Genomic DNA, 20,822 nt, shown 5'->3' with positions numbered 1-20,822 from the left:
TCGCGTGGCCGCCGCCGACGCCGACGCGCGCCGCGGGTCGCCTCGCTCACCGCCGTACCCCCGGGTGCGAAGCGGTCAGCGGGGGCCGTCGGCCGCGGCACGGGCCTGGTCGGCCTGCGCCCGCAGCTCCGCCGCACGCGCCTCGGCCTGCCGCGCCTCCTCCTGCAGCTGCGCGTTCCGCTCGTCCGCCGCGGAGGACGCGGGGGCGACGATCTCGCCGCGGACCGGTGTGGTCTTCGCCGCGTCGCGGGTGCGGACGTCGTCGTCCTTCATGCCCTTCATCTCGCCCTTGAAGATGCGCAGCGAACGACCCAGCGAGCGCGAGGCGTCGGGCAGCTTCTTGTAGCCGAAGAGCAACAGGATGGCCAGGATGATCAGGCCGATTTCCAGCGGGCCGAGTGACCCCATGGCGCGTCCTCCGAAAGGTGTGGTGACTGGGGTGATGCTACGCCGCGGGGCACCGGTTTCCCGACCGGTACGAGCACAGGAACCGCCGCTCGGGACGGAGTTCGCCGGCCGTTCAGCCGGCGGACGACCGGGCGTCGCGTAGCCGGCCGGCGCGGTCGGCGGACTCCTGCAGCCCGGCCCGTACCGGCGCGATGTCGGCCTCGGCCGCGGTCAGCTCGCGGGCCAGCCGCCCGAAGGCGCCGAGCACGCCGTGGGCGAGCACCCCGAGCACGGCGAGCGCCAGGACGACCACGACGGCGAGCACGATCCAGAACACCACGGCCGAACCCTAGCCCGCGCCGCCGGGCGCCACCCCGTACCGGGCCAGGGCGGCCCGGGCCTCGGCGGCGACCTGCGCGCCGATCTCGGCCGGCTCCTCCACCACCGCGTTGCCGCCCAGGATCGCGACCAGCCGCCGCGCCCAGGCCAGGTCCGCCGTGCGCACGGTGACGGCCAGCCCACCGGGCGGGTCGTCGACGGGCGTCACGTCCTCGGTCGGGTAGTAGTCGGCGACCCACCGGGCGCTGCGGGCCAGCCGCAGGCGCACGGCCGGGGTGTCGGGGCCGGGCTGGTAGAGCCCGTCGTCGATGCTGCGGCTGGTCGCCTGCGGCGGCGCGGCGGCGGGCTCGTCCAGCACCGTGGCCTCGTCCACCCGGTCGAGCCGGAACAGCCGGACGCCCTCGGCCCGGCGGCACCAGGCCTCGAGGTACCAGTGCCCGTCGACGTAGAGCAGCTGCATCGGGTCGACGGTGCGCTCGGTGCGCTCGTCGCGGGCCGGCACGTAGTAGTGCAGGTGCACCGCGCGCCGGTCCTGCAGCGCCTGCCGGGCGAGCGCCAGGGTCTCCTCCCGGGCGTCGACGCTCACGGCCAGCGGCGCCATCCGGGCCGCCGCGTCACCAGTGGCTGCCGAGACCTTGGCCAGCGCCCGGCTCACGGCGTCGCGCTCGGCCAGGCCGGGCAGCTCCAGCAGCGTGCGAAGCGCGACGACCAGCGCGACCGCCTCGTCGGTGGTCAGCCGCAGCGGCCGCACCATCCCCGCGCTGAACGTGACCCGGACCCGGTCCCCCTCGAAGGCGACGTCGATCAGGTCGCCGGGACCGTAGCCGGGCAGCCCGCACATCCAGAGCAGCTCCAGGTCGCGCTGCAGCTGCCGCTCGGGGACGCCGAAGTCGCGGGCAGCCTCGGCGAGCGCCACGCCCTCGGGACGGGCGGTGAGGTACGGGATCAGGGCCAGCAACCGGGTCATCCGGTCGGTCGCGCCCCCGGCGCTCACGGGCGCGTCCCCATCGCGGCCAGGCGGGTCAACCGGGCGATCACGGCGTCCCGCATGTCGGTCGGCGCCTCCACCACGACGTCGGCGCCGTAGGCGGCGATCTGGTCGGCCAGGGCCCACGGCTCGGTGGTGCGCAGCTGCAGCCGGTCCTCCACCTCACCGGTGCCGTCGTCGGCCGGGCCGAGGGAGGTGGCGTGCCGGCGCAGCCCCACGGCGGTTCCCGGCCGCGCCCGCACCACGACGAGGTACTCCTCCCCCTGCACCTGCCCGGCGACGACCGCGGTCAGGTCGAGGTCGGGCGGCGGCTCGAACGCCCCCGCCGGGCCCACGGCCTTCGGCGTGCCGACGACGCGGGAGAGCCGGAACACCCGCGGCGCCCGCCGGTCCAGGTCGTGCCCGACCAGGTACCAGCGCCCGTGCCAGGCCACCACCCCCCACGGCTGGACGTCCCGGCGGGTCGCGGCGTCCTCGTCGGGGCGCCGGTAGTCGAACTGCAGCCGGCGCCGGTCGCGGGCCGCGGCGTAGCAGGGCTCGAACGCCGCCTCACCCCGGTCCAGGCGGGGCTTGATCGGCAGCGCACGGGACGAGTCGACGTCGACGCCGGCGGCCTTGAGCTTCACCAGGGCGCTCTGCGCGGTGCCGGCCAGCTGCGCGGACTCCCACAGCCGCAGTGCCAGGCCCACGGCGGCTGCCTCCTCCCCGGTGAGGTGGATCTCGGGCAGCTCGTAGTCGGCGCGGGCGATGCGGTACCCGTCCTCGGTGTCGAAGACGCTGGTGCGCCCGGTCTCGAGGGGCACGCCCATCTCGCGCAGCTCGGCCTTGTCCCGCTCGAACATGCGCTTGAACGCCTCGTCGGCCCGGTCGCTGCCGTCGTCGGGCTCGTACCCGGGCACGGTGGCGCGGATGCGCGCCGCCGTCACGTACTGCCGGGTGCTGAGCAGCGCGATGACCAGGTTGACCAGTCGCTCCGCCCGCTTGGCCGCCATGGCCCCCAGGCTAGTCAGCCCGCCGGGGAGCCGTCGTCGCCCGGCCGCGCGGCGGCGTGCTGGTTAGCCTGCGGGTATGACCAGTGCTCCCCCGTCCGCGCCCGCATCCCGGATCCGCTGGCGGCGGGGCCGGGTCACCGCGACCGGCCGGGCCTGGCGCGACGCGCTGGAGGTGACCGTCGAGGTGGCCGATGACGGCGAGCTGCGGGCGCTGGCCTACCCCTCCCTCGTCGGCGTCCCCGAGGTGGGCGACGAGGTGCTGCTCAACACCACCGCGCTGGCGCGGGAGCTGGGCACCGGCGGCTACGCGATGGTGGTGGCCGTCCCCGACCGGCTGCCCCCGGACCCCGAGGGCCCCGGGCACCTGGTGAAGGCCCGGTACACGCCGCTGCAGGTGATGGTGCAGGGCGTCGACGAGCAGGAGACCGAGCACCACGCGACGATCGCGGACGCCGACGACCTCGGCGGGATGCCGGTCGTCGTGGCCGACCTGCACTCGGCCCTGCCGGCGGTCCTGATCGGGATGCTGGCGACCGACCCCGATCTCAAGGTCGCCTACGTGATGACCGACGGCGGGGCGCTGCCCGCCGCGTTCTCCCGCACGGTGGGCGCGCTCAAGCCCTCGCTGGCCGGCGTGGTGACCGCCGGTCAGGCCTACGGCGGTGACCTGGAGGCGGTCACGCTCCACACCGGGCTGCTGGCGGCGAGGCACGTGCTGCACGCCGACCTGGCGGTCGTCACGCAGGGACCCGGCAACCTGGGCACGGGAACGCCGTGGGGCTTCTCCGGGGTGGCCGCGGGCGAGGCGTGCAACGCCGTCAGCGTCCTGGGCGGCCTGCCGGTCGGGGCCCTGCGCATCTCCGACGCCGATCCGCGCCCGCGCCACCGCGGTGTCTCCCACCACTCGCTGACCGCGTTCGGGCGGGTGGCGCTGGGCGGCGTGACCCTGGTGGCGCCCCGTGGGCTCTCCTCCGAGCTCGGCGGTCAGGTGGACGAGGACCTGGCGAGCCAGCCGGAGCGGAACACCGTCGTCTGGGTGGACACCGACGGGCTCGACGCCGCGCTGGGGCTCTCACCCGTCCCGCTGCGCACGATGGGCCGCGGCTACCCCGAGGAGCGGGCCTACTTCCTGGCCGCGGCGGCGGCCGGGCGCTACGCGGCGCTCCAGGTGCCGGTGCCCGAAGATGCGGAGGGCTCGGCCGAGACCGTCTCCACGCCCGACGCCTGACGCCGTCCCGGAACGGCGAGTCATGCGAACTCGGGGCCATCAGCGACCGATGACCACGAGTTCGCATGGCTCGGCAGCTCACATGCTGGCGATGAGCTTCTCCACGCGCTCGTCGACGGACTTGAACGGGTCCTTGCACAGCACGGTCCGCTGCGCCTGGTCGTTGAGCTTGAGGTGCACCCAGTCGACGGTGAAGTCGCGCCGCTTCTCCTGCGCCTTGCGGATGAACTCGCCGCGCAGCTTGGCGCGGGTGGTCTGCGGGGGCACGTTCTTCGCCTCGAAGACCCGCGGCTCGTGCGCCACCCGGTCGACCTGGCCGTTGCGCTCGAGCAGGTAGTACAGCCCCCGGGTGCGGCTGATGTCGTGATAGGCCAGGTCCATCTGCGCGATGCGCGGCGAGGACAGCGGCAGGTCGCGCTTGGCGCGGTAGCGCTCCAGCAGGTTGTACTTGATGGCCCAGTCGATCTCGCGGTCGATCAGGCTGAGGTCCTCGCTGTCGACGGCCTTGAGCACCCGCCCCCACAGTTCGAGCATCTGCCGGTGCACCGGGGTGCAGCCCTCGCGGTCGGCGAACTCGGTGGCGCGGCTGTGGTACTCGGCCTGGATCTCCAGCGCCGACATCTCGCGGCCGCCGGCCAGCCGCACCTTCCGGCGGCCGGTCATGTCATGGCTGATCTCGCGGATCGCCCGGATCGGGTTCTCCAGCGTCATGTCGCGGATCGGGGTGCCCGCCTCGATCATGCGCAGCACGAGGTCGGTCATGGCGACCTTGAGCAGCGTCGTCGTCTCGCTCATGTTCGAGTCACCGACGATGACGTGCAGCCGCCGGTAGCGCTCGGCGTCGGCGTGCGGCTCGTCGCGGGTGTTGATGATCGGCCGGGACCGCGTGGTGGCGCTGGAGACGCCCTCCCAGATGTGCTCCGCCCGCTGGCTGACGCAGTACAGCGCGCCGCGCGGGGTCTGCAGGACCTTGCCGGCGCCGACGACGATCTGCCGGCTGACGAGGAACGGGATCAGGACGTCGGCGAGCCGGCCGAACTCGCCGTGCCGGCCGACGAGGTAGTTCTCGTGGCAGCCGTAGCTGTTGCCGGCCGAGTCGGTGTTGTTCTTGAACAGGTAGATGTCGCCGGTGACGCCCTCCTCGGCCAGGCGCTGCTCGGCGTCGACCAGCAGGCCTTCCAAGATCCGCTCGCCGGCCTTGTCGTGGACGACGAGCTCGGAGAGGTCGTCGCACTCGGCCGTCGCGTACTCGGGGTGGCTGCCGACGTCGAGGTAGAGCCGGGAGCCGTTGCGCAGGAAGACGTTGGAGCTGCGCCCCCACGAGACCACCCGTCGGAACAGGTAGCGGGCCACCTCGTCCGGTGACAGCCGGCGCTGCCCCTTGAAGGTGCACGTGACGCCGTACTCGGTCTCGATGCCGAAGATCCGTCGGTCCACGCTCCGAGCCTAGGCGCCGGAAGCGACACCGGCCCACCGCCGGACCGGCGGGGCGCTACCGCTTCGCGTCGAGCCGCTGCAGCAGGTCGTCGAACGCCTGCTCGATCTCGTCGTGCCCGTTCTGAGACGCCCGCTGCTTGCCGTGGATCAGCGCGGCCCGGTTGACCTTCGAGAAGTCGCCGTACGGGAAGTGGTAGCGCTTCTTCGTCTCCTCGCCGGCGTCCGGATCGACGGCGAGGTGCCAGGCGGCGTAGCCGTCCCAGCCATGCGCGTCGATCTCGGCATTGCCGTCGTCGGCGGACGGTGCGGCGTCGGACCATTCGGTCTCGTCGTCGTACTTCCCGTCGTCGATGAGCTTCCTCGCCTGCGCGAGCGCGTCGTCGTTGAGTTCGTAGTCCGGCATGCCCGCTCCCCTACCCCGTACGCGCGGGTCATCCGCCCGACTGCGGATGCCCCTCGCCGCTGTCGGTGGCGCCCCCGGCGGTGTCGGGGGCGGCGGGGTCACCGAGCCCGGCCGGCGTGCCCGGGGCGGGGTGGCTGGGCACGTGGGCGGAGGTGGGCGGCTGCGTCCCCTCGGTACCGGTCTCGCCGTCACCGAGCAGGGTGTGCAGGGCGGCGCCCACGACGCGGCGGAACGCCCGCTTGGGGCGCCGCCTGTCCAGGACGGCGACCTCCAGCTGCTGGGCGGTCAGCCGCGACGGACCGCCGTCACCGCTCCCCGCGGTGGCGGGGCTGACCGCGGAGAGGGCGTCGACGCCGACCTTGAGCGCGTCGGCGAGCCCCATGCCGGCGTGGAAGTGGTCGCGCAGGTGCCCGGTGACGGCGTCGGCCTGGCCGCCCATGACCACGAAGTCGGGCTCGTCGACGACCGAGCCGTCGAAGGTGAGCCGGTAGAGCTGGTCGCGGTCGGGGGTCTCCCCCACCTCGGCGACGCACAGCTCGACCTCGTAGGGCTTCATCTGCTCGGTGAAGATGGCGCCGAGGGTCTGCGCGTAGGCATTGGCGATCACCCGGCCGGTGACGTCGCGGCGGTTGTATGAGTAGCCGCGGACATCGGCCAGCCGGACGCCGGCGACGCGCAGGCTCTCGAACTCGCTGTAGCGGCCGACCGCGGCGAAGCCGATGCGGTCGTAGATCTCGCCGATCTTGTGCAGCGTGGAGCTGGGGTTCTCGGCGATGAGCAGCACGCCGTCGACGTAGGTGAGGACGGCGACGCTGCGACCGCGGGAGATGCCCTTGCGGGCGTACTCCGAGCGGTCGCGCATGACCTGCTCGGCGGAGGCGTAGTAGGGCATGGTCATGGCTCAGGCCTCCCCGGCCGCATTCTGGCGCTCGGCGGCCGCGCGCTCGGTCACGATGGCGTCGGCGACGGCGGCGATCTCGGCGTCGGTGAGCCGGACGGCGCCTTCGGCGTCGACCCGGTAGACGATCGGGTACAGCCGCCGGACCGGGTCGGGACCGCCGGTGGCCGAGTCGTCGTCGGCCGCGTCGTAGAGGGCCTCGACGACGGTGCGGGTCGCGGCTGCGGCGTCCAGGCCCTGCCGCCACGTCTTCTTGAGGCTGTTCCGGGCGAACAGCGAGCCGGAGCCGACCGTGGCGTAGCCGCGCTCCTCGTAGTTCCCGCCGGTGACGTCGTAGCTGAAGATCCGGCCCGGGAGCTCGCCGGGGGCGGCGTCGAGGTCGAAGCCGGCGAACAGCGGGACGACGGCCAGGCCCTGCAGCGCCGCGCCGAGGTTCCCGCGGATCATCTGCGCCAGGCGGTTGGCCTTGCCGTCGAGGGAGAGCGTGAGGCCCTCGATCTTCTCGTAGTGCTCGAGCTCGACCTGGTAGAGCTTCACCATCTCGATGGCGATGCCCGCGGCGCCGGCGATGCCGATGACGCTGTAGGAGTCGGCCGGGTAGACCTTCTCGATGTCGCGGCTGGAGATCAGGTTCCCCATGGTGGCGCGCCGGTCGCCACCCATGAGCACGCCGCCGGCGTAGGTCGCGGCGACGATCGTGGTGCCGTGCGGGGCGATGTCACCCACGGGCAGCTGCGGGACCGGGCGCCGACCGGGCAGCAGGTCGGGCGCGGTGGACCCGAGGAAGTCGGTGAACGAGGAACCCACCCGGTCCAGGTACGCGGGCGGGAACCCGCTCCGGCCAGCTGACGACTCGTTCACCCATCCGCCTCTCCCGCCTGCATGCGCCGGCGTCCACCCGTTGCTCCGCCGGGAGCTTCGTGCTCCTCGGCGTCAGGGCGACCCTACCGGCGGTCGCTCCACCCGGATGGCTCGGACCGGGCCGAGGCCGGCAACCGAGAACATGGCCGTGATGCGCTGGCTCAGGGTGTGGAAGCGGACGTAGTCCGCGGCCGCGCGCAACACCTCCGGATCGTCCCTGAACTGGCCGAGCCCGCCGTTGCAGTTGAAACACAACAGCGCCCGGACGGCGCCCGTCGCGTGGTCGTGGTCGACGTGCTGGGCGGGCGCGGTGCGGCAGATGGCGCATACCCCGCCCTGTACTTCGAGCATCACATCCGCCTCGGCCGCCGTGATGCCATACCGCCGTGTGAGGTGGTACGAGCGTGCACCGCCCGCTTTCGCACGCGAGGCGTGGCCGCGGGCGTTGTGGCACGGGAGGCAGTGGGTGGCGTGCCCGGAGCGGGTCGTGCGCGTCTTCGGGAACTGCTCGAACGCCTTCACCTCGCCGCAGTCGGGACACCACTTCGAGCCTTCCGGGACGTCGAGGCCCTTCGGTGCCAGCCGGTGCTTGCGTGGTTGGAGACGGCGGGCTTCCCGGCTCTTGGCAGCTCGTTCGGCGAGATGCGTGCGGCAGTAGAAGGCGAGTCCGTCACGCGATCTCTTGTTCTTGCTGAAGTCGGAGACGGGGCGGTGCGCCCGGCAGTCACGACAGAACTTGGTGTCCACCGATCAGCTTCTTCACCAGAAGATGATCTTGGTCACTGGCCCCCTTTTTGTACGTACGCACGCACGAAGTCCTCACTGTTCTCCTCGAGGACGTCGTCGATCTCGTCCAGCAACGAATCGACGTCCTCGGTCATCTCCTTGTGGCGCTCGGCCACCTCCGAGTCGACCGACGCCTCGATCTCCTCGTTCTCCTCGCGCGACCGCGTCGCCTTCTGCTGCCCGCCGGTGTCCCTGGTGGCCATGCTGCCCTCCGGTCCTTCTCGTGGCTGGTGCTGGTCAGGAAAGTACCCGCAGGAACCGACATCCGGCGTCCGCCGGCCGAGGGCGGTGGAGACAGCCCATCGCTGAGGACGGCCGGTCAGGGGCCGGTGATCGTGTCGACGAGCTCCTGGGCCGTCGCGGAGGCCTCGAAGAGCGCGCCGACGTGCTCCCGGGTGCCCCGCAACGGCTCGAGCGTCGGGATGCGCACCAGGTTCTCCCGGCCCAGGTCGAAGACCACCGAGTCCCAGGAGGCGGCGGCGATCTGCGTCGGGAAGCGGCGCAGGCACTCGCCGCGGAAGAACGCCCGGGTGTCTGCCGGTGGGGTCACCATCGCACGCGTCACCTCGTCGTCGGTGAGCAGCCGCTGCATGGCCCCGCGGGCGACCAGCCGGTTGTAGAGCCCCTTGTCCGGCCGGACGTCGGAGTACTGCAGGTCGACCAGCTGCAGCCGCGAGTCGTTCCAGTCCAGGCCGTCGCGGGAGCGGTACCCCTCGAGCAGCCGCAGCTTCGCCGGCCAGTCCAGCTGGTCGGCGAGGCGCATCGGGTCGGCCGCCAGGTCGTCGAGGACCGCCGCCCATCGGTGCAGCACGTCGGTGGTCTGCTCGTCGGCCTCCCCGCGGGTCGCCACGAAGCGCTCGGCCGCCTCCAGGTAGAGCCGCTGCACCTCGATCGCGGTCAGCTGCCGTCCGTCGCGGAGCCGGACCCGGTGGGTGAGCGAAGGGTCGTGGCTGACCGCCTGCAGCTCGGCCACCGGCTCCTCGATCGCGAGGTCGGAGGGCAGGGCCCGCGCCTCGATCATGGCCAGCACCAGCGACGTCGTCCCGACCTTGAGGTAGGTGGACAGCTCCGCCAGGTTCGCGTCGCCGATGATCACGTGCAGCCGGCGGTACTCGTCGGGGTTGGCGTGCGGCTCGTCGCGCGTGTTGATGATCGGCCGCTTCAGGGTCGTCTCCAGACCCACCTCGACCTCGAAGAAGTCGGCGCGCTGCGAGAGCTGGAACCCCGGCGTCCGGCTCTCCGTCCCGATGCCGACCTTGCCGGAGCCGGCGAACACCTGCCGGGTGACGAAGAACGGCACCAGCCCGCGGATGATGTCGATGAACGGCGTCCGCCGGTCCATCAGGTAGTTCTCGTGCGCGCCGTAGGACGCGCCCTTGCCGTCGGTGTTGTTCTTGTAGAGCTGGATCGGGTGCGTGCCGGGGATCTGCACTGCGCGGCGGGCGGCCTCAGTCATGACCCGCTCCCCCGCCTTGTCCCACAGGACGATGTCGCGCGGGGTGGTGACCTCCGGCGTCGAGTACTCCGGGTGCGCGTGGTCGACGTAGAGGCGCGCGCCGTTGGTCAGGATGACGTTGGCCATCCCGGAGTCCTCGTCGAGGTCGTTGTGGTCCAGGGCCTGGGCCGGGGTCAGGTCGAAGCCCCGGGCGTCGCGCAGCGGTGACTCCTCCTCGAAGTCCCACCGGGGACGGCGGGGCGTCGGCGCATCGGCCACCGCCCACGCGTTCACGACGAGGCTCGACAGCGTGGTCGGGTTCGCCCCCGGCTGCCGCGGCACCGAGATGCCGTACTCGACCTCGGTGCCCATGACCCGCCGCACGCTCATGGCCCAACCCTAGGCCGAGGCCGCTCCGGGGACCGGTGCCGGCATCGAGCCGCGGACCTGGCACATACCGGATCGGTTCCGTAGCCTCGGTGGTGCCCCGGCCGCACCAGCGCGGTCATCGGGACGAACGCGGGCCACGGCCGTCGAGCCGGTACCCCGCATCTTTCGGACGCGCCGCGCGCCCTCTCCGCCCAGCGGCAGTGGTCCTTCTCCGTCGATCCGGCTCCGTGGGTGGAGCGTGCTGTCCCCGTTCGGTGGGCCGGCCGCGTGGGCGACCGCCGTTCGAGAGGATCATGACGAACCCGAGCACCACCTCCGGCCCGTCCACCCGCGTCTTCCGGCGGCGCACCGCCGGCCTCGCCGCCACCGGCGCCCTGCTCCTGGCGCCGTTCCTGGGCACGGGCACCGCTGCTGCCGCCGACGACGAGACCTGGGACCGCCTCGCGCAGTGCGAGAGCAGCGGCAACTGGTCCATCAACACCGGGAACGGCTACTACGGCGGCCTGCAGTTCTACCAGCCCACCTGGGAGGGGTTCGGCGGCACCGAGTACGCCCCGCGGGCCGACCTCGCCACCCGCGAGCAGCAGATCGCGATCGCCGAGAAGACCCTGGCGGTCCAGGGCTGGGGCGCCTGGCCGGCCTGCTCGGCGAAGCTGGGCCTGACCGAGGCGGACAAGGCCGGCAGCGCCACGCCTCCGGCAGCCGCCCCGGCCCCCACGGCCGAGGCACCGGCGTCCGCGCCGGCCGACGCCGGGCAGCAGTACACGGTCCAGGCAGGTGACACGCTGTCGGGGATCGCATCGGCCAACGGGCTGCTGTGGCAGACCCTGTACGAGGCCAACCGCGACGTCATCGGCGCCGACCCGGGCCTCATCCACCCCGGCCAGGTCCTCCGCCTGGGCTGACCCCGCGGACGAGCGGCCTCCGACCCGCCGCCGTCCTGGCTCAGCACAGGGGGTCCTGGCTCACGACCGATCGTGAGCCAGGACCCCTGATGATCAGGTGACCTGATCATCAGGGAGCCACGGGCAGCCGGGAGCCACGGGCAGCCGGATGGCCCGGCCACCGCGTGGTGGCCGGGCCATCCGTCGTCGTGCCTAGAGGTACTGGCCGGTGTTGGTCGCCGTGTCGATGGCGCGCCCGGCCTCGTTCCCCTTGCCGCTGATGAGCGTGCGGATGTAGACGATCCGCTCGCCCTTCTTGCCCGAGATCCGCGCCCAGTCGTCGGGGTTGGTCGTGTTGGGCAGGTCCTCGTTCTCCTTGAACTCGTCGAGGCACGCCTGCATCAGGTGGCCGACCCGCAGGCCCCCGGTCCCGGTCTCCAGCCGCTCCTTGATCGCCATCTTCTTCGCGCGATCGACGATGTTCTGCAGCATGGCGCCGGAGTTGAAGTCCTTGAAGTAGAGGACCTCCTTGTCACCGTTGGCGTAGGTGACCTCGAGGAAGCGGTTCTCCTCGCTCTCGGTGTACATGCGCTCGACGGTGCGCTGGATCATCGCGGCGATCGTCGCCTCGCGGTTGCCACCGTGCTCGGCGAGGTCGTCGGGGTGCAGCGGCAGGTCGGGCACCAGGTACTTGCTGAAGATGTCGCGCGCGGCCTCGGCATCGGGCCGCTCGATCTTGATCTTCACGTCGAGCCGGCCGGGCCGCAGGATCGCCGGGTCGATCATGTCCTCGCGGTTCGAGGCGCCGATGACGATGACGTTCTCCAGGCCCTCGACGCCGTCGATCTCGCTGAGCAGCTGCGGGACGATCGTGGACTCGACGTCGGAGGAGACCCCCGAGCCGCGGGTGCGGAAGATCGAGTCCATCTCGTCGAAGAACACGATGACCGGCGTGCCTTCGCTGGCCTTCTCCCGCGCGCGCTGGAACACCAGCCGGATGTGCCGCTCGGTCTCCCCGACGTACTTGTTGAGCAGCTCGGGGCCCTTGATGTTGAGGAAGTAGGACTTCGCCTGGTGGACGCCCTCGCCACGGACGGCGGCGACCTTCTTCGCCAGCGAGTTGGCCACGGCCTTGGCGATCAGCGTCTTGCCGCAGCCGGGGGGGCCGTACAGCAGGATGCCCTTGGGCGGGCGCAGCTGGTACTCGCGGAAGAGATCGGCGTGCAGGAACGGCAGCTCGACGGCGTCCCGGATCTGCTCGATCTGCCGGGAGAGGCCGCCGATGTCGGTGTAGTCGATGTCGGGGACCTCTTCGAGGACGAGCTCCTCGACCTCGCTCTTGGGGATCCGCTCGTAGACGTAGCCCGACCGGCTCTCCAGCAGCAGCGAGTCACCGACCCGCAGCGGCTGGCCGGTGAGCGAGTCGGCCAGGTAGACGACGCGCTCCTCGTCGGTGTGCCCGATGACGAGCGCCCGTGGGGTGACGCCGTCGACGGGCTCCAGCAGCTCCTTGAGCATGACGACGTCGCCCTGGCGCTCGAAGTCCCGCGCCTCGACGACGTTCATCGCCTCGTTGAGCATGACCTCCTGGCCGGGGCGCAGGGTGTCCACCTCGACGTTCGGCGAGACCGACACCCGCAGCTTGCGGCCGCCGGTGAACACGTCGACGGTCCCGTCGTCGAACCGGGTCAGGAAGATGCCGTAGCCCGAGGGTGGCTGCCCGAGCCGGTCGACCTCCTCCTTGAGCGTGACCAGCTGCTCCCGCGCGTCGCGCAGCGTGCCGGCCAGCTTGTCGTTGCGCTCGGAGAGGAAGGCGGCCCGGCCCTCCGCCTCCGCTATCCGCTCCTCCAGCGCGCGCACCTGGCGCGGGCTGTCTGCCACCTTGCGGCGGAGCAGGCTGATCTCCTCCTCGAGGTAGGAGATCTGGCTGAGCAGCGAGGCGACGTCACGCTCACGCCGCGCCTTCATCTCGTCAGGACCCAGGCCCATCACGCACCTCCGCACTGTCGGGGGAGCCAGGACGCAAATCTATACACGCGCGACGACACTTCGCCGTCGCCTCGCGGGGTCCGTGGCGGGGTGCTACTGAGGTGCTGGAACGGCCCTCCTGCAGGGGCCCGCCGCGAGCGTGCGAGCGGTGGGGGCAGGGGGGTCCTCCTTCAGTGCTTCTGCGCGCGGCGCTGGCGGACGGGGGCGACCGCGCCCTCGGCCAGGCGGCGTGCGGTGACGAGGAAGGCGGTGTGGGCGACCATCCGGTGCTCCGGGCGCACGGCCAGGCCGACCGCGTGCCACGGCCGCATCAGGGTCTCCCAGGCGTAGGGCTCGGTCCACACGCCCTGCGCGCGCAGCGCCTCCACGTAGGTGGACAGCTGGGTGACGGTGGCGACGTAGCCCACCAGCACGCCGCCGGGACGCAGCGCGGCGGCGACCGTCGGCAGGACCGCCCACGGCTCCAGCATGTCCAGGACGACCCGGTCGACCACCTCGTCGGCCGGGTGGTCGGCCAGATCGCCCAGCCGCAGGCTCCAGTTGCTCGGGACCTCGCCGAAGAAGGCGCCGACGTTCGTGCGCGCGACGTCGGCGAAGTCCTCGCGCCGCTCGTAACTGGTCAGCGAGCCCCCGGCGCCGACGGCCCGGAGCAGCGAGCAGCTGAGCGCGCCGGAGCCGGCGCCGGCCTCCAGCACCCGCATGCCGGGCCCGATGTCGCCGAAACCGACGATCTGCGCGGCGTCCTTCGGGTAGATCACCTGCGCGCCGCGCGGCATGGAGAGCACGTAGTCGGCGAGCAGCGGGCGCAGCGCCAGGTACCCGGTGTTGGCCGTCGAGTGCACGACCGACCCCTCGGGCGCACCGATGAGGTCGTCGTGCTCGATGGCGCCGCGGTGGGTGTGGAACTGCTTGCCGGGCGTCAGGACGACGGTGTGCAGCCGGCCCTTGGGGTCGGTCAGCTGCACCCGGTCCCCCGCGACGAACGCGCCCTCCACGGGCTCGGCCCGCTGCGCGGAGGGGCTCTCCCCCGCCTCGTCCGGCGCCTGCTGCGCCTCGTCGACGACGTCGGTCCCCGGCTCCTGCTCACTGGTCACGGGCGACCAGCGTACGGACGCCGCCGCTGTGACCCGGGACGCCGATGCGGCGCGGACACTCGGAACTGTCGGAGGCGCGACCTAGCCTCGGGTGCATGACGGCGATGGTGGACACCGACCCGCGACCCGGCACGCCCGACGGCGGGACCGAGCCGCCCGCCGAGGTGACCGCACCGCGCCGCCCCTCGCTCTCGCCCAGCCGGGCGGCGGACTTCAAGACCTGCCCCTTGCTCTACCGCTTCCGCACCATCGACCGGCTGCCCGAGCGCAAGAGCCTGGCCGCCGTCCGCGGCACCCTCGTCCACTCCGTGCTGGAACGCCTCTACGACCTGCCCCCGGCGCAGCGCACCCCGGAGAGCGCCCTGGAGCTGCTCGAGCCGGCGTGGGCCGAGCTGCGCGACGAGCCGGGCATCGCCGAGCTGTTCGCAACCGGCCAGGACGAGGGCGCCGAGAGCGATGCGAACGCGCCCGAGTCGGTGGCGGCCTGGCTGGCCTCGGCCGGGAAGCTCGTCGAGAAGTACTTCTCGCTGGAGGACCCGCGCCGCATCCAGCCGGCGGGTCGGGAGGAGCTCGTCGAGGTCACGCTGCCCGACGGGCTGCTGCTGCGCGGTTACGTCGACCGGCTGGACGTCGCCCCCAACGGCGCGCTCCGGGTGGTCGACTACAAGACCGGGTCGATGCCGCGCGAGGCGTTCGAGTCCAAGGCGCTGTTCCAGATGAAGTTCTACGCGCTGGTGCTCTGGCGCACCCGCGGGGTGGTGGCCGCTCAGCTCAAGCTGCTCTACCTCGGCGACGGCGACGCGCTCACCTACGCCCCGGAGGAGGCCGAGCTCGTGCGCTTCGAGCGCACGCTGCTGGCCATCTGGTCGGCGATCGAGCGGGCCGTCGCCACGGGTGAGTTCCGGCCGAACAAGAGCCGGCTCTGCGGCTGGTGCGACCACCAGGCGCTGTGCCCGGCGTTCGGCGGCACTCCCCCGCCCTTCCCGGCGGAGGCCGCAGCGTCAGCCGGCTGGCGGACGACCCTGCCGGTGACGCCGGTGTGACCGGCGCGGTGACCGTTCGCGCCGCCGTGCCGGCGGATCTCGCCGCCGTGCTGGATCTGTACCGCCAGCTGTACCCGGAGCTCGAGCACGACGAGACGCTGCGGGTGCAGGACGCCTGGGCCAGCACCATGACGACACCCGGGCGCACGGTCCTCGTCGCCGAGGCCGCCGGAACCGTGGTCGGAACGGCGGATGTCACGGTGGTCGCCAACACGGCTCACGCCGGTGAGCCCTACCTGCTGGTCGAGAACGTCGTCGTGGACGGCACCCACCGCCGCACCGGCGTGGGAGCGACCCTCCTGGGCGCCGCACGGGAGCACGGCCGCCGGGCCGGCTGCTACAAACTGCAGCTCTCTGCCGACGACCCGGCGGCCTTCGCGTTCTACGAGGCCGTCGGACTGCGTCCGGCGGCACGGACCTACAAGGAGTACCTCGGCTGACCGACCGGAGCGTGCGGCCTGCATGTCCCGCCGGGTCGGTCCTCGGCCCGCGTCCGCTGCGAGCGCCGGCACCCAGGCCGCGACACCTCTTCACCGGGACCAGTGACCAGCGAGACTGTGCCCGTGCATCCCGACAAGAGGCTCGAGATCCTGACGGCGTTCGCCGCCGCCACGGCGGACCCGAGCCGCCTGGGCGCACTGCTGGGCGACGCGGCCGACGACTCCGACGCCGTGCGAAGGCTGCAAACGGCCTACGGGTTCACCCCCGGTCAGGCGCGGGCGGTCCTCGACCTCCAGCTCGCCCGGATCACCCGGGAGCACCGCGCCCGGCTGCAGACCGAGATCGACGCCCTGCGCGACGCTGCCGCCGGGCTCTGGGACCCGCCGATCGAGGTCACGGCGACGGCGAGGTCCGGGCGGGAGATCGTCGTCGGCCTCCCGGACCATGAGCACGACGTCCACGGCGACGACTCGGCCGACTGCCTCGACCGCATGGTCGTCCTCGTACGCGACGAGCTGGCGGGCCCGCGCCGGCGCAGGGTGACCGTCACCTTCACCGCAACCGTCCCCGACGGGCCACGTACCGTCCACGTCGATCCGGTGGGCAGCGCCTCGTTCCGCTACGACGACCTCGGCACGGCATAGCCCGCGGCCCCCGGAACTCAGCGCGGGGTGGCGCTCGCCACCTCGCGGGCGGTGAGCACCGCCTCGAGCTCCGGCACCCCGACCCCCACGAGCGTCTCCACCAGCGTGAGCCCCGGTGCCGGCGGAACAGGCTGCATCGCGGGCACGCCCAGCACCGCCATCCCGGCGGCCATCCCGGCGGTCACGCCGACCAGCGAGTCCTCGACCACCACGCAGCAGGCCGGCTCGACGCCCAGCGCCGCGGCTGCCTTCAGGTAGGGGGCCGGGTCCGGCTTGCGCGCGGGCACCTCGTCGCCGCAGACGGTCAGGTCGAACGGGCTGCCGCCGAGGTCCGTCGCGATGCTCGCCAGCACGATGTCGGCGAGCCGGCGGGGCGTCGTCGTCACCAAGGCGGTGGCCAGGCCCGCGGCCCGCACCGCGGACAGCAGTTCCCGGGCGCCGGGCTGCCACACGACGCCGCCGGCCATGAGCACGCCGACCCGCTCCTCGATCCAGGCCGCGTCCACAGCGAGCTGTTCGGCGGTGGCGCTGATGCCGAGGTCCGCGTAGAGGACGCCCATCGCCGTCGGCATGCTCGTGCCCACCGTGCGGGCCCGCGCCTCGGCCGACATCCGCCCCCCGAGCCGTCCGGCGAGCTCGAACATCGCCTCGCCCCAGTACTCCTCCGTCTGCACCAGCGTGCCGTCCATGTCGAACAGCACCGCCCGCAACGCGCTGGAACGGCCTCCGTCCAGAGGCTCGCCCCGAGCCGGCGAGGGGTGAGGGGGACGGGGGTCCTTCATTCGTCCTCGGTCCGGTAGCCGAGGTTGGGTGAGAGCCACTTCTCCGCCTCCGCGAGCGTCCAGCCCTTGCGCCGGGCGTAGTCCTCGACCTGATCCCGCCCGACCCGGCCCAGCACGAAGTACTGGGCCTGCGGGTGCGCGAAGTAGAGGCCGCTCACCGCCGCACCCGGCCACATGGCGAGGCTCTCCGTGAGCTCGATACCGGTGGCCGCCTCGACGTCGAGGAGGTCCCAGATCGTCTGCTTCTCGGTGTGCTCGGGGCAGGCCGGGTAGCCCGGGGCCGGCCGGATGCCGCGGTACTTCTCGGCGATGAGGGCCTCGTGGTCCAGCGCCTCGTCGGCGGCGTAGCCCCAGAACTCCCGGCGCACCCGCTCGTGCAGCCGCTCGGCGAACGCCTCGGCCAGCCGGTCGGCCAGCGCCTCCAGCATGATCGCGCTGTAGTCGTCGTTGTCCTTCTTGAACGCCGCCACCCGCTCGGCCGCGCCCAGCCCGGCCGTCACCGCGAACGCACCGACGTAGTCGCGCAGGCCGGTGTCCTTCGGCGCCACGAAGTCCGCCAGTGACTTGCGCGGCGAGCCGTCGCGGCCCTCGGTCTGCTGCCGCAGCTGGTGCAGGGTCGCCCGCACGGCGGTGCGGGACTCGTCGGTGTAGACCTCGATGTCCTCGCCGTCGACCCGGTTGGCCGGGAACAGCCCGAGGACGCCGCTGGCCCGCAGCCACTTCTCCGCGACGATCCGGTCCAGCATCTGCTGGGCGTCGTCGTACAGCCGCCGGGCGGCCTCGCCGGTCGCCGGGTTGTGCAGGATGTCGGGGAACCGGCCGCGCATCTCCCAGGCGTTGAAGAACGGCTGCCAGTCGATGTAGCCGCGCAGCTCCTCGAGCGGGTAGTCGTGGAAGTGCCGGACGAACTGGGTGGCCTCCCCGAGGGCGCAGGCCGGGCCCTCGCAGACGTCCTTCGCCTGCTGCAGCAGCATCCGCGGCCGGGGCGGGGCGTAGCCGCTCCAGTCGATCGGCGTCGGGTTCGCCCGTGCCTCGGCGAGCGGGAGCAGGGCACGGCTGTCCTGGCGGGCGGCGTGCCGCTCCCGGAGCGCCGCGTAGTCGGCGTCGGTCTCGGCCAGCAGCTTCGGGCGCTGCTCGTCGGAGAGCAGGGCGGCGACGACCGGGACCGAGCGCGAGGCGTCCTTCACCCAGATCACCGGGCCGGAGTACTTCTGCGCCACCTTGACGGCGGTGTGCGCCCGCGAGGTGGTCGCGCCGCCGATGAGCAGCGGGATCTCGAACCCCTGGCGCTCCATCTCGGCGGCCAGGTTCACCATCTCGTCCAGCGAGGGGGTGATCAGACCGGAGAGCCCGATGATGTCGGCGCCCTCCTGCTTGGCGGCGTCCAGGATCTTCTGCCCCGGCACCATGACGCCCAGGTCGACCACGTCGTAGTTGTTGCACTGCAGGACGACGCCGACGATGTTCTTGCCGATGTCGTGGACGTCGCCCTTCACGGTGGCCATGACGACCTTGCCGTTGCTGCGCTCGGCGTCGCCGGGCTGCTTCTCCGCCTCGATGAACGGGATGAGGTAGGCGACGGCCTTCTTCATCACCCGGGCGGACTTGACCACCTGCGGCAGGAACATCTTGCCGGCGCCGAACAGGTCGCCGACGACGTTCATGCCGTCCATCAGCGGTCCCTCGATCACCTCGATCGGCCGCCCGCCGCGCTCGGCGATCTCGCGCCGCAGCTCCTCGGTGTCGTCCTCGACGTGTGCGTCGATGCCCTTCACCAGCGCGTGGGTGATCCGCTCCCCCACCGGCAGGGAGCGCCACTCCTCGGTGGCGACCTCGCGCGCCGCGCCGTCCCCGGCGTAGTCGCCGGCGATCTCCAGCAGCCGCTCGGTGGCGTCGGGGCGGCGGTTGAGGACGACGTCCTCGATCCGCTCCCGCAGCTCGACCGGCACCTCGTCGTAGACCTCGAGCGCGCCGGCGTTGACGATGCCCATGTCCATGCCGGCCCGGATGGCGTGGAAGAGGAACACCGCGTGGATGGCCTCGCGGACGCGGTTGTTGCCGCGGAAGGAGAAGGAGACGTTGGAGACCCCGCCGGAGACCAGCGCGCCGGGCAGGTTCTGCTTGATCCAGCGGGTCGCCTCGATGAAGTCGACGCCGTAGTTGGCGTGCTCCTCGATGCCGGTGGCGACGGCGAAGACGTTCGGGTCGAAGATGATGTCCTCGGCCGGGAACCCGACCTGCTCGGTGAGCACCGCGTAGGCCCGCCGGCAGATGTCGATGCGCCGCTGGAGGTCGTCGGCCTGGCCGTCCTCGTCGAACGCCATGACGACGACCGCGGCGCCGTACCGGCGGCAGAGCCGGGCCTCGCGGACGAACTCCTCCTCGCCGTTCTTCAGCGAGATGGAGTTGACGATCGCCTTGCCCTGGACGTTCTTCAGGCCCGCCTCGATGACCTCCCACTTCGAGGAGTCGACCATCACCGGGACGCGGCAGATGTCGGGCTCGGCGGCGATGAGCTTGGTGAAGCGGTCCATCGCCTCGACGCCGTCGATCATCCCCTCGTCCATGTTGACGTCGATGACCTGGGCGCCGGCCTCCACCTGCTGGCGGGCGACGGCGAGGGCAGCCGGGTAGTCGCCCGCCTTGATCAGGTTCCGGAAGCGGGCGGAGCCGGTGATGTTGGTGCGCTCGCCGACGTTGACGAAGAGGCTCTCCTCGGTGACGGTCAGCGGCTCCAGGCCGGACAGGCGCAGCGCCGGGGACGTCTGCGCCGGCGTCCGTGGCGGCAGCCCCGCCACGGCGCCGGCGATCGCCGCGATGTGCGCCGGCGTGGTGCCGCAGCAGCCACCCACGAGGTTGACCAGGCCGCTCTCGGCGAACTCCGCGACGATGGCGGCCGTCTCGGCGGGCGACTCGTCGTACTCGCCGAAGGCGTTGGGCAGCCCGGCGTTCGGGTAGCAGGAGACGAAGGTGTCGGCGACCCGCGCCATCTCCGCGATGTAGGGCCGCATCTCCTTGGCGCCGAGGGCGCAGTTCAACCCGATCAGCAGCGGCTGCACGTGCCGCACGGAGTTCCAGAACGCCTCGGTGACCTGCCCCGAGAGCGTCCGTCCGGAGGCGTCGGTGATCGTGCCGGAGATCAGCACCGGCCAGCGCCGGCCGCGCTGCTCGAACAACGTCTCCAGGGCGAAGATGGCCGCCTTGGCGTTCAGCGTGTCGAAGATCGTCTCGATCAGCAGCGCGTCGACGCCGCCGTCCACCAGGCCGTTCGCCTGCTCGAGGTAGGCGGCGACCAGGTCGTCGAAGCCGACGTTGCGGGCGCCGGGATCGTTGACGTCCGGTGAGATCGATGCCGTCCGGCTGGTGGGGCCGATCGCCCCCGCGACGAAGCGCGGCCGGCCGGGCGTCCGCTCGGTCATCGCGTCGGCCTCGCGGCGGGCGAGCCGGGCGGAGGCCACGTTCAGCTCGTAGGCCAGCTCCTGCATGCCGTAGTCGGCCAGCGAGATCGTCGTGGCGTTGAAGGTGTTGGTCTCGACGAGGTCCGCCCCGGCCTCGAGGTACTCGCGGTGGATGCCGGCGATGAGCTCGGGCTGGGTCAGGCTGAGCAGGTCGTTGTTGCCCTGCACGTCGCTGGGCCAGTCGGCGAAACGCTCCCCGCGGTACCCGGCCTCGTCGGGACGGTCCCGCTGGATCGCCGTCCCCATCGCGCCGTCGAGCACCAGGATCCGTTCCTCCAGCAGCGCGCGGAGCCGCGCCGTCGCATCGGGACGGAGGGCGGGTGACTCGGACACGGTGATCCCC

The 20,822-nt window shown here is 72.4% G+C and carries 20 protein-coding genes; 5 read left to right on the top strand and 15 right to left on the bottom strand.

Features of this window, described 5'->3' with window-relative positions:
• Positions 1–75: 75 nt before the first annotated feature.
• The 4 genes from tatA to ACI8AG_RS01540 form a co-directional block, all read right to left on the bottom strand.
• The gene (tatA, locus tag ACI8AG_RS01555; protein WP_456587856.1) at positions 76–408 is read right to left on the bottom strand and encodes a Sec-independent protein translocase subunit TatA; all 333 of its coding nucleotides are present in this window, start codon (positions 406–408) and stop codon (positions 76–78) included.
• A gap of 112 nt (positions 409–520) precedes the next feature.
• Positions 521–727: a hypothetical protein gene (locus tag ACI8AG_RS01550; protein ID WP_456587857.1), complete on the bottom strand. Its 207-nt coding sequence runs from the start codon at positions 725–727 to the stop codon at positions 521–523.
• Between the two features lie 9 nt (positions 728–736).
• Positions 737–1,720, bottom strand: coding sequence for a helix-turn-helix transcriptional regulator (locus ACI8AG_RS01545; RefSeq protein WP_456595651.1), 984 nt, complete (start codon positions 1,718–1,720; stop codon positions 737–739).
• Positions 1,717–2,706, bottom strand: coding sequence for a helix-turn-helix transcriptional regulator (locus ACI8AG_RS01540; RefSeq protein ID WP_456595650.1), 990 nt, complete (start codon positions 2,704–2,706; stop codon positions 1,717–1,719). Before ACI8AG_RS01540 ends, ACI8AG_RS01545 begins: the two co-directional genes overlap by 4 nt.
• A 76-nt stretch (positions 2,707–2,782) precedes the next feature.
• Here ACI8AG_RS01540 and ACI8AG_RS01535 point away from each other — a divergent pair, with 76 nt between their 5' ends.
• Complete coding sequence (locus ACI8AG_RS01535) at positions 2,783–3,934, top strand: DUF3866 family protein (RefSeq protein WP_456595649.1); 1,152 nt, start codon at positions 2,783–2,785, stop codon at positions 3,932–3,934.
• A gap of 78 nt (positions 3,935–4,012) precedes the next feature.
• On the opposite strand, the gene pafA is transcribed toward ACI8AG_RS01535, so the two are convergent.
• The 7 genes from pafA to dop form a co-directional block, all read right to left on the bottom strand.
• Positions 4,013–5,371: a Pup--protein ligase gene (pafA, locus tag ACI8AG_RS01530; RefSeq protein WP_456587861.1), complete on the bottom strand. Its 1,359-nt coding sequence runs from the start codon at positions 5,369–5,371 to the stop codon at positions 4,013–4,015.
• A 55-nt stretch (positions 5,372–5,426) separates the two neighbouring features.
• Positions 5,427–5,774: a hypothetical protein gene (locus ACI8AG_RS01525; RefSeq protein WP_456587862.1), complete on the bottom strand. Its 348-nt coding sequence runs from the start codon at positions 5,772–5,774 to the stop codon at positions 5,427–5,429.
• Positions 5,775–5,802: 28 nt separating this feature from the next.
• Positions 5,803–6,672, bottom strand: coding sequence for a proteasome subunit alpha (gene prcA, locus ACI8AG_RS01520; RefSeq protein WP_456595648.1), 870 nt, complete (start codon positions 6,670–6,672; stop codon positions 5,803–5,805).
• 3 nt (positions 6,673–6,675) lie between these two features.
• A complete protein-coding gene (prcB, locus tag ACI8AG_RS01515) occupies positions 6,676–7,533 on the bottom strand; it encodes a proteasome subunit beta (RefSeq protein ID WP_456587864.1) in 858 nt (285 codons plus the stop codon).
• Positions 7,534–7,605: 72 nt separating this feature from the next.
• On the bottom strand, positions 7,606–8,280 hold the full coding sequence (locus tag ACI8AG_RS01510) for an endonuclease VII domain-containing protein (protein ID WP_456595647.1): 675 nt from the start codon (positions 8,278–8,280) through the stop codon (positions 7,606–7,608).
• A gap of 32 nt (positions 8,281–8,312) precedes the next feature.
• A complete protein-coding gene (locus ACI8AG_RS01505) occupies positions 8,313–8,522 on the bottom strand; it encodes a ubiquitin-like protein Pup (RefSeq protein ID WP_456587866.1) in 210 nt (69 codons plus the stop codon).
• A 116-nt stretch (positions 8,523–8,638) separates the two neighbouring features.
• Positions 8,639–10,144, bottom strand: coding sequence for a depupylase/deamidase Dop (dop, locus tag ACI8AG_RS01500; protein ID WP_456595646.1), 1,506 nt, complete (start codon positions 10,142–10,144; stop codon positions 8,639–8,641).
• Between the two features lie 293 nt (positions 10,145–10,437).
• On the opposite strand from dop, the gene ACI8AG_RS01495 reads away from it, so the two are divergent.
• Positions 10,438–11,049 (top strand): transglycosylase family protein, encoded by a 612-nt coding sequence (locus ACI8AG_RS01495; protein WP_456595645.1) that lies wholly within the window; start codon positions 10,438–10,440, stop codon positions 11,047–11,049.
• A gap of 192 nt (positions 11,050–11,241) precedes the next feature.
• Here ACI8AG_RS01495 and arc read toward each other — a convergent pair whose 3' ends face one another.
• Together arc and ACI8AG_RS01485 are read right to left on the bottom strand one after the other, a co-directional pair.
• A complete protein-coding gene (gene arc / locus ACI8AG_RS01490; RefSeq protein WP_456587869.1) occupies positions 11,242–13,017 on the bottom strand; it encodes a proteasome ATPase in 1,776 nt (591 codons plus the stop codon).
• A gap of 170 nt (positions 13,018–13,187) precedes the next feature.
• Positions 13,188–14,111, bottom strand: a complete 924-nt coding sequence (locus tag ACI8AG_RS01485; RefSeq protein ID WP_456587870.1) for a tRNA (adenine-N1)-methyltransferase — start codon at positions 14,109–14,111, stop codon at positions 13,188–13,190.
• A gap of 95 nt (positions 14,112–14,206) precedes the next feature.
• Here ACI8AG_RS01485 and ACI8AG_RS01480 point away from each other — a divergent pair, with 95 nt between their 5' ends.
• From ACI8AG_RS01480 to ACI8AG_RS01470, 3 genes are all read left to right on the top strand, one after another.
• Entirely contained in the window at positions 14,207–15,154 is a 948-nt protein-coding gene (locus ACI8AG_RS01480; protein ID WP_456587871.1) for a RecB family exonuclease, read from the top strand.
• Positions 15,155–15,162: 8 nt separating this feature from the next.
• Positions 15,163–15,594 (top strand): N-acetyltransferase family protein, encoded by a 432-nt coding sequence (locus ACI8AG_RS01475; protein ID WP_456595644.1) that lies wholly within the window; start codon positions 15,163–15,165, stop codon positions 15,592–15,594.
• 123 nt (positions 15,595–15,717) lie between these two features.
• A complete protein-coding gene (locus ACI8AG_RS01470) occupies positions 15,718–16,239 on the top strand; it encodes a hypothetical protein (protein ID WP_456595643.1) in 522 nt (173 codons plus the stop codon).
• A gap of 17 nt (positions 16,240–16,256) precedes the next feature.
• On the opposite strand, the gene ACI8AG_RS01465 is transcribed toward ACI8AG_RS01470, so the two are convergent.
• Both ACI8AG_RS01465 and metH read right to left on the bottom strand, forming a co-directional pair.
• The gene (locus ACI8AG_RS01465) at positions 16,257–16,940 is read right to left on the bottom strand and encodes an HAD family hydrolase (RefSeq protein WP_456595642.1); all 684 of its coding nucleotides are present in this window, start codon (positions 16,938–16,940) and stop codon (positions 16,257–16,259) included.
• 77 nt (positions 16,941–17,017) lie between these two features.
• Positions 17,018–20,812 (bottom strand): methionine synthase, encoded by a 3,795-nt coding sequence (gene metH / locus ACI8AG_RS01460; protein ID WP_456595641.1) that lies wholly within the window; start codon positions 20,810–20,812, stop codon positions 17,018–17,020.
• Positions 20,813–20,822 lie beyond the last annotated feature (10 nt).

The organism is Blastococcus sp. SYSU DS0552 (genome assembly GCF_054050815.1).
The sequence above is the reverse complement of the archived record's forward strand: the minus strand, read 5'-3'. Positions and strand labels throughout refer to the sequence as shown.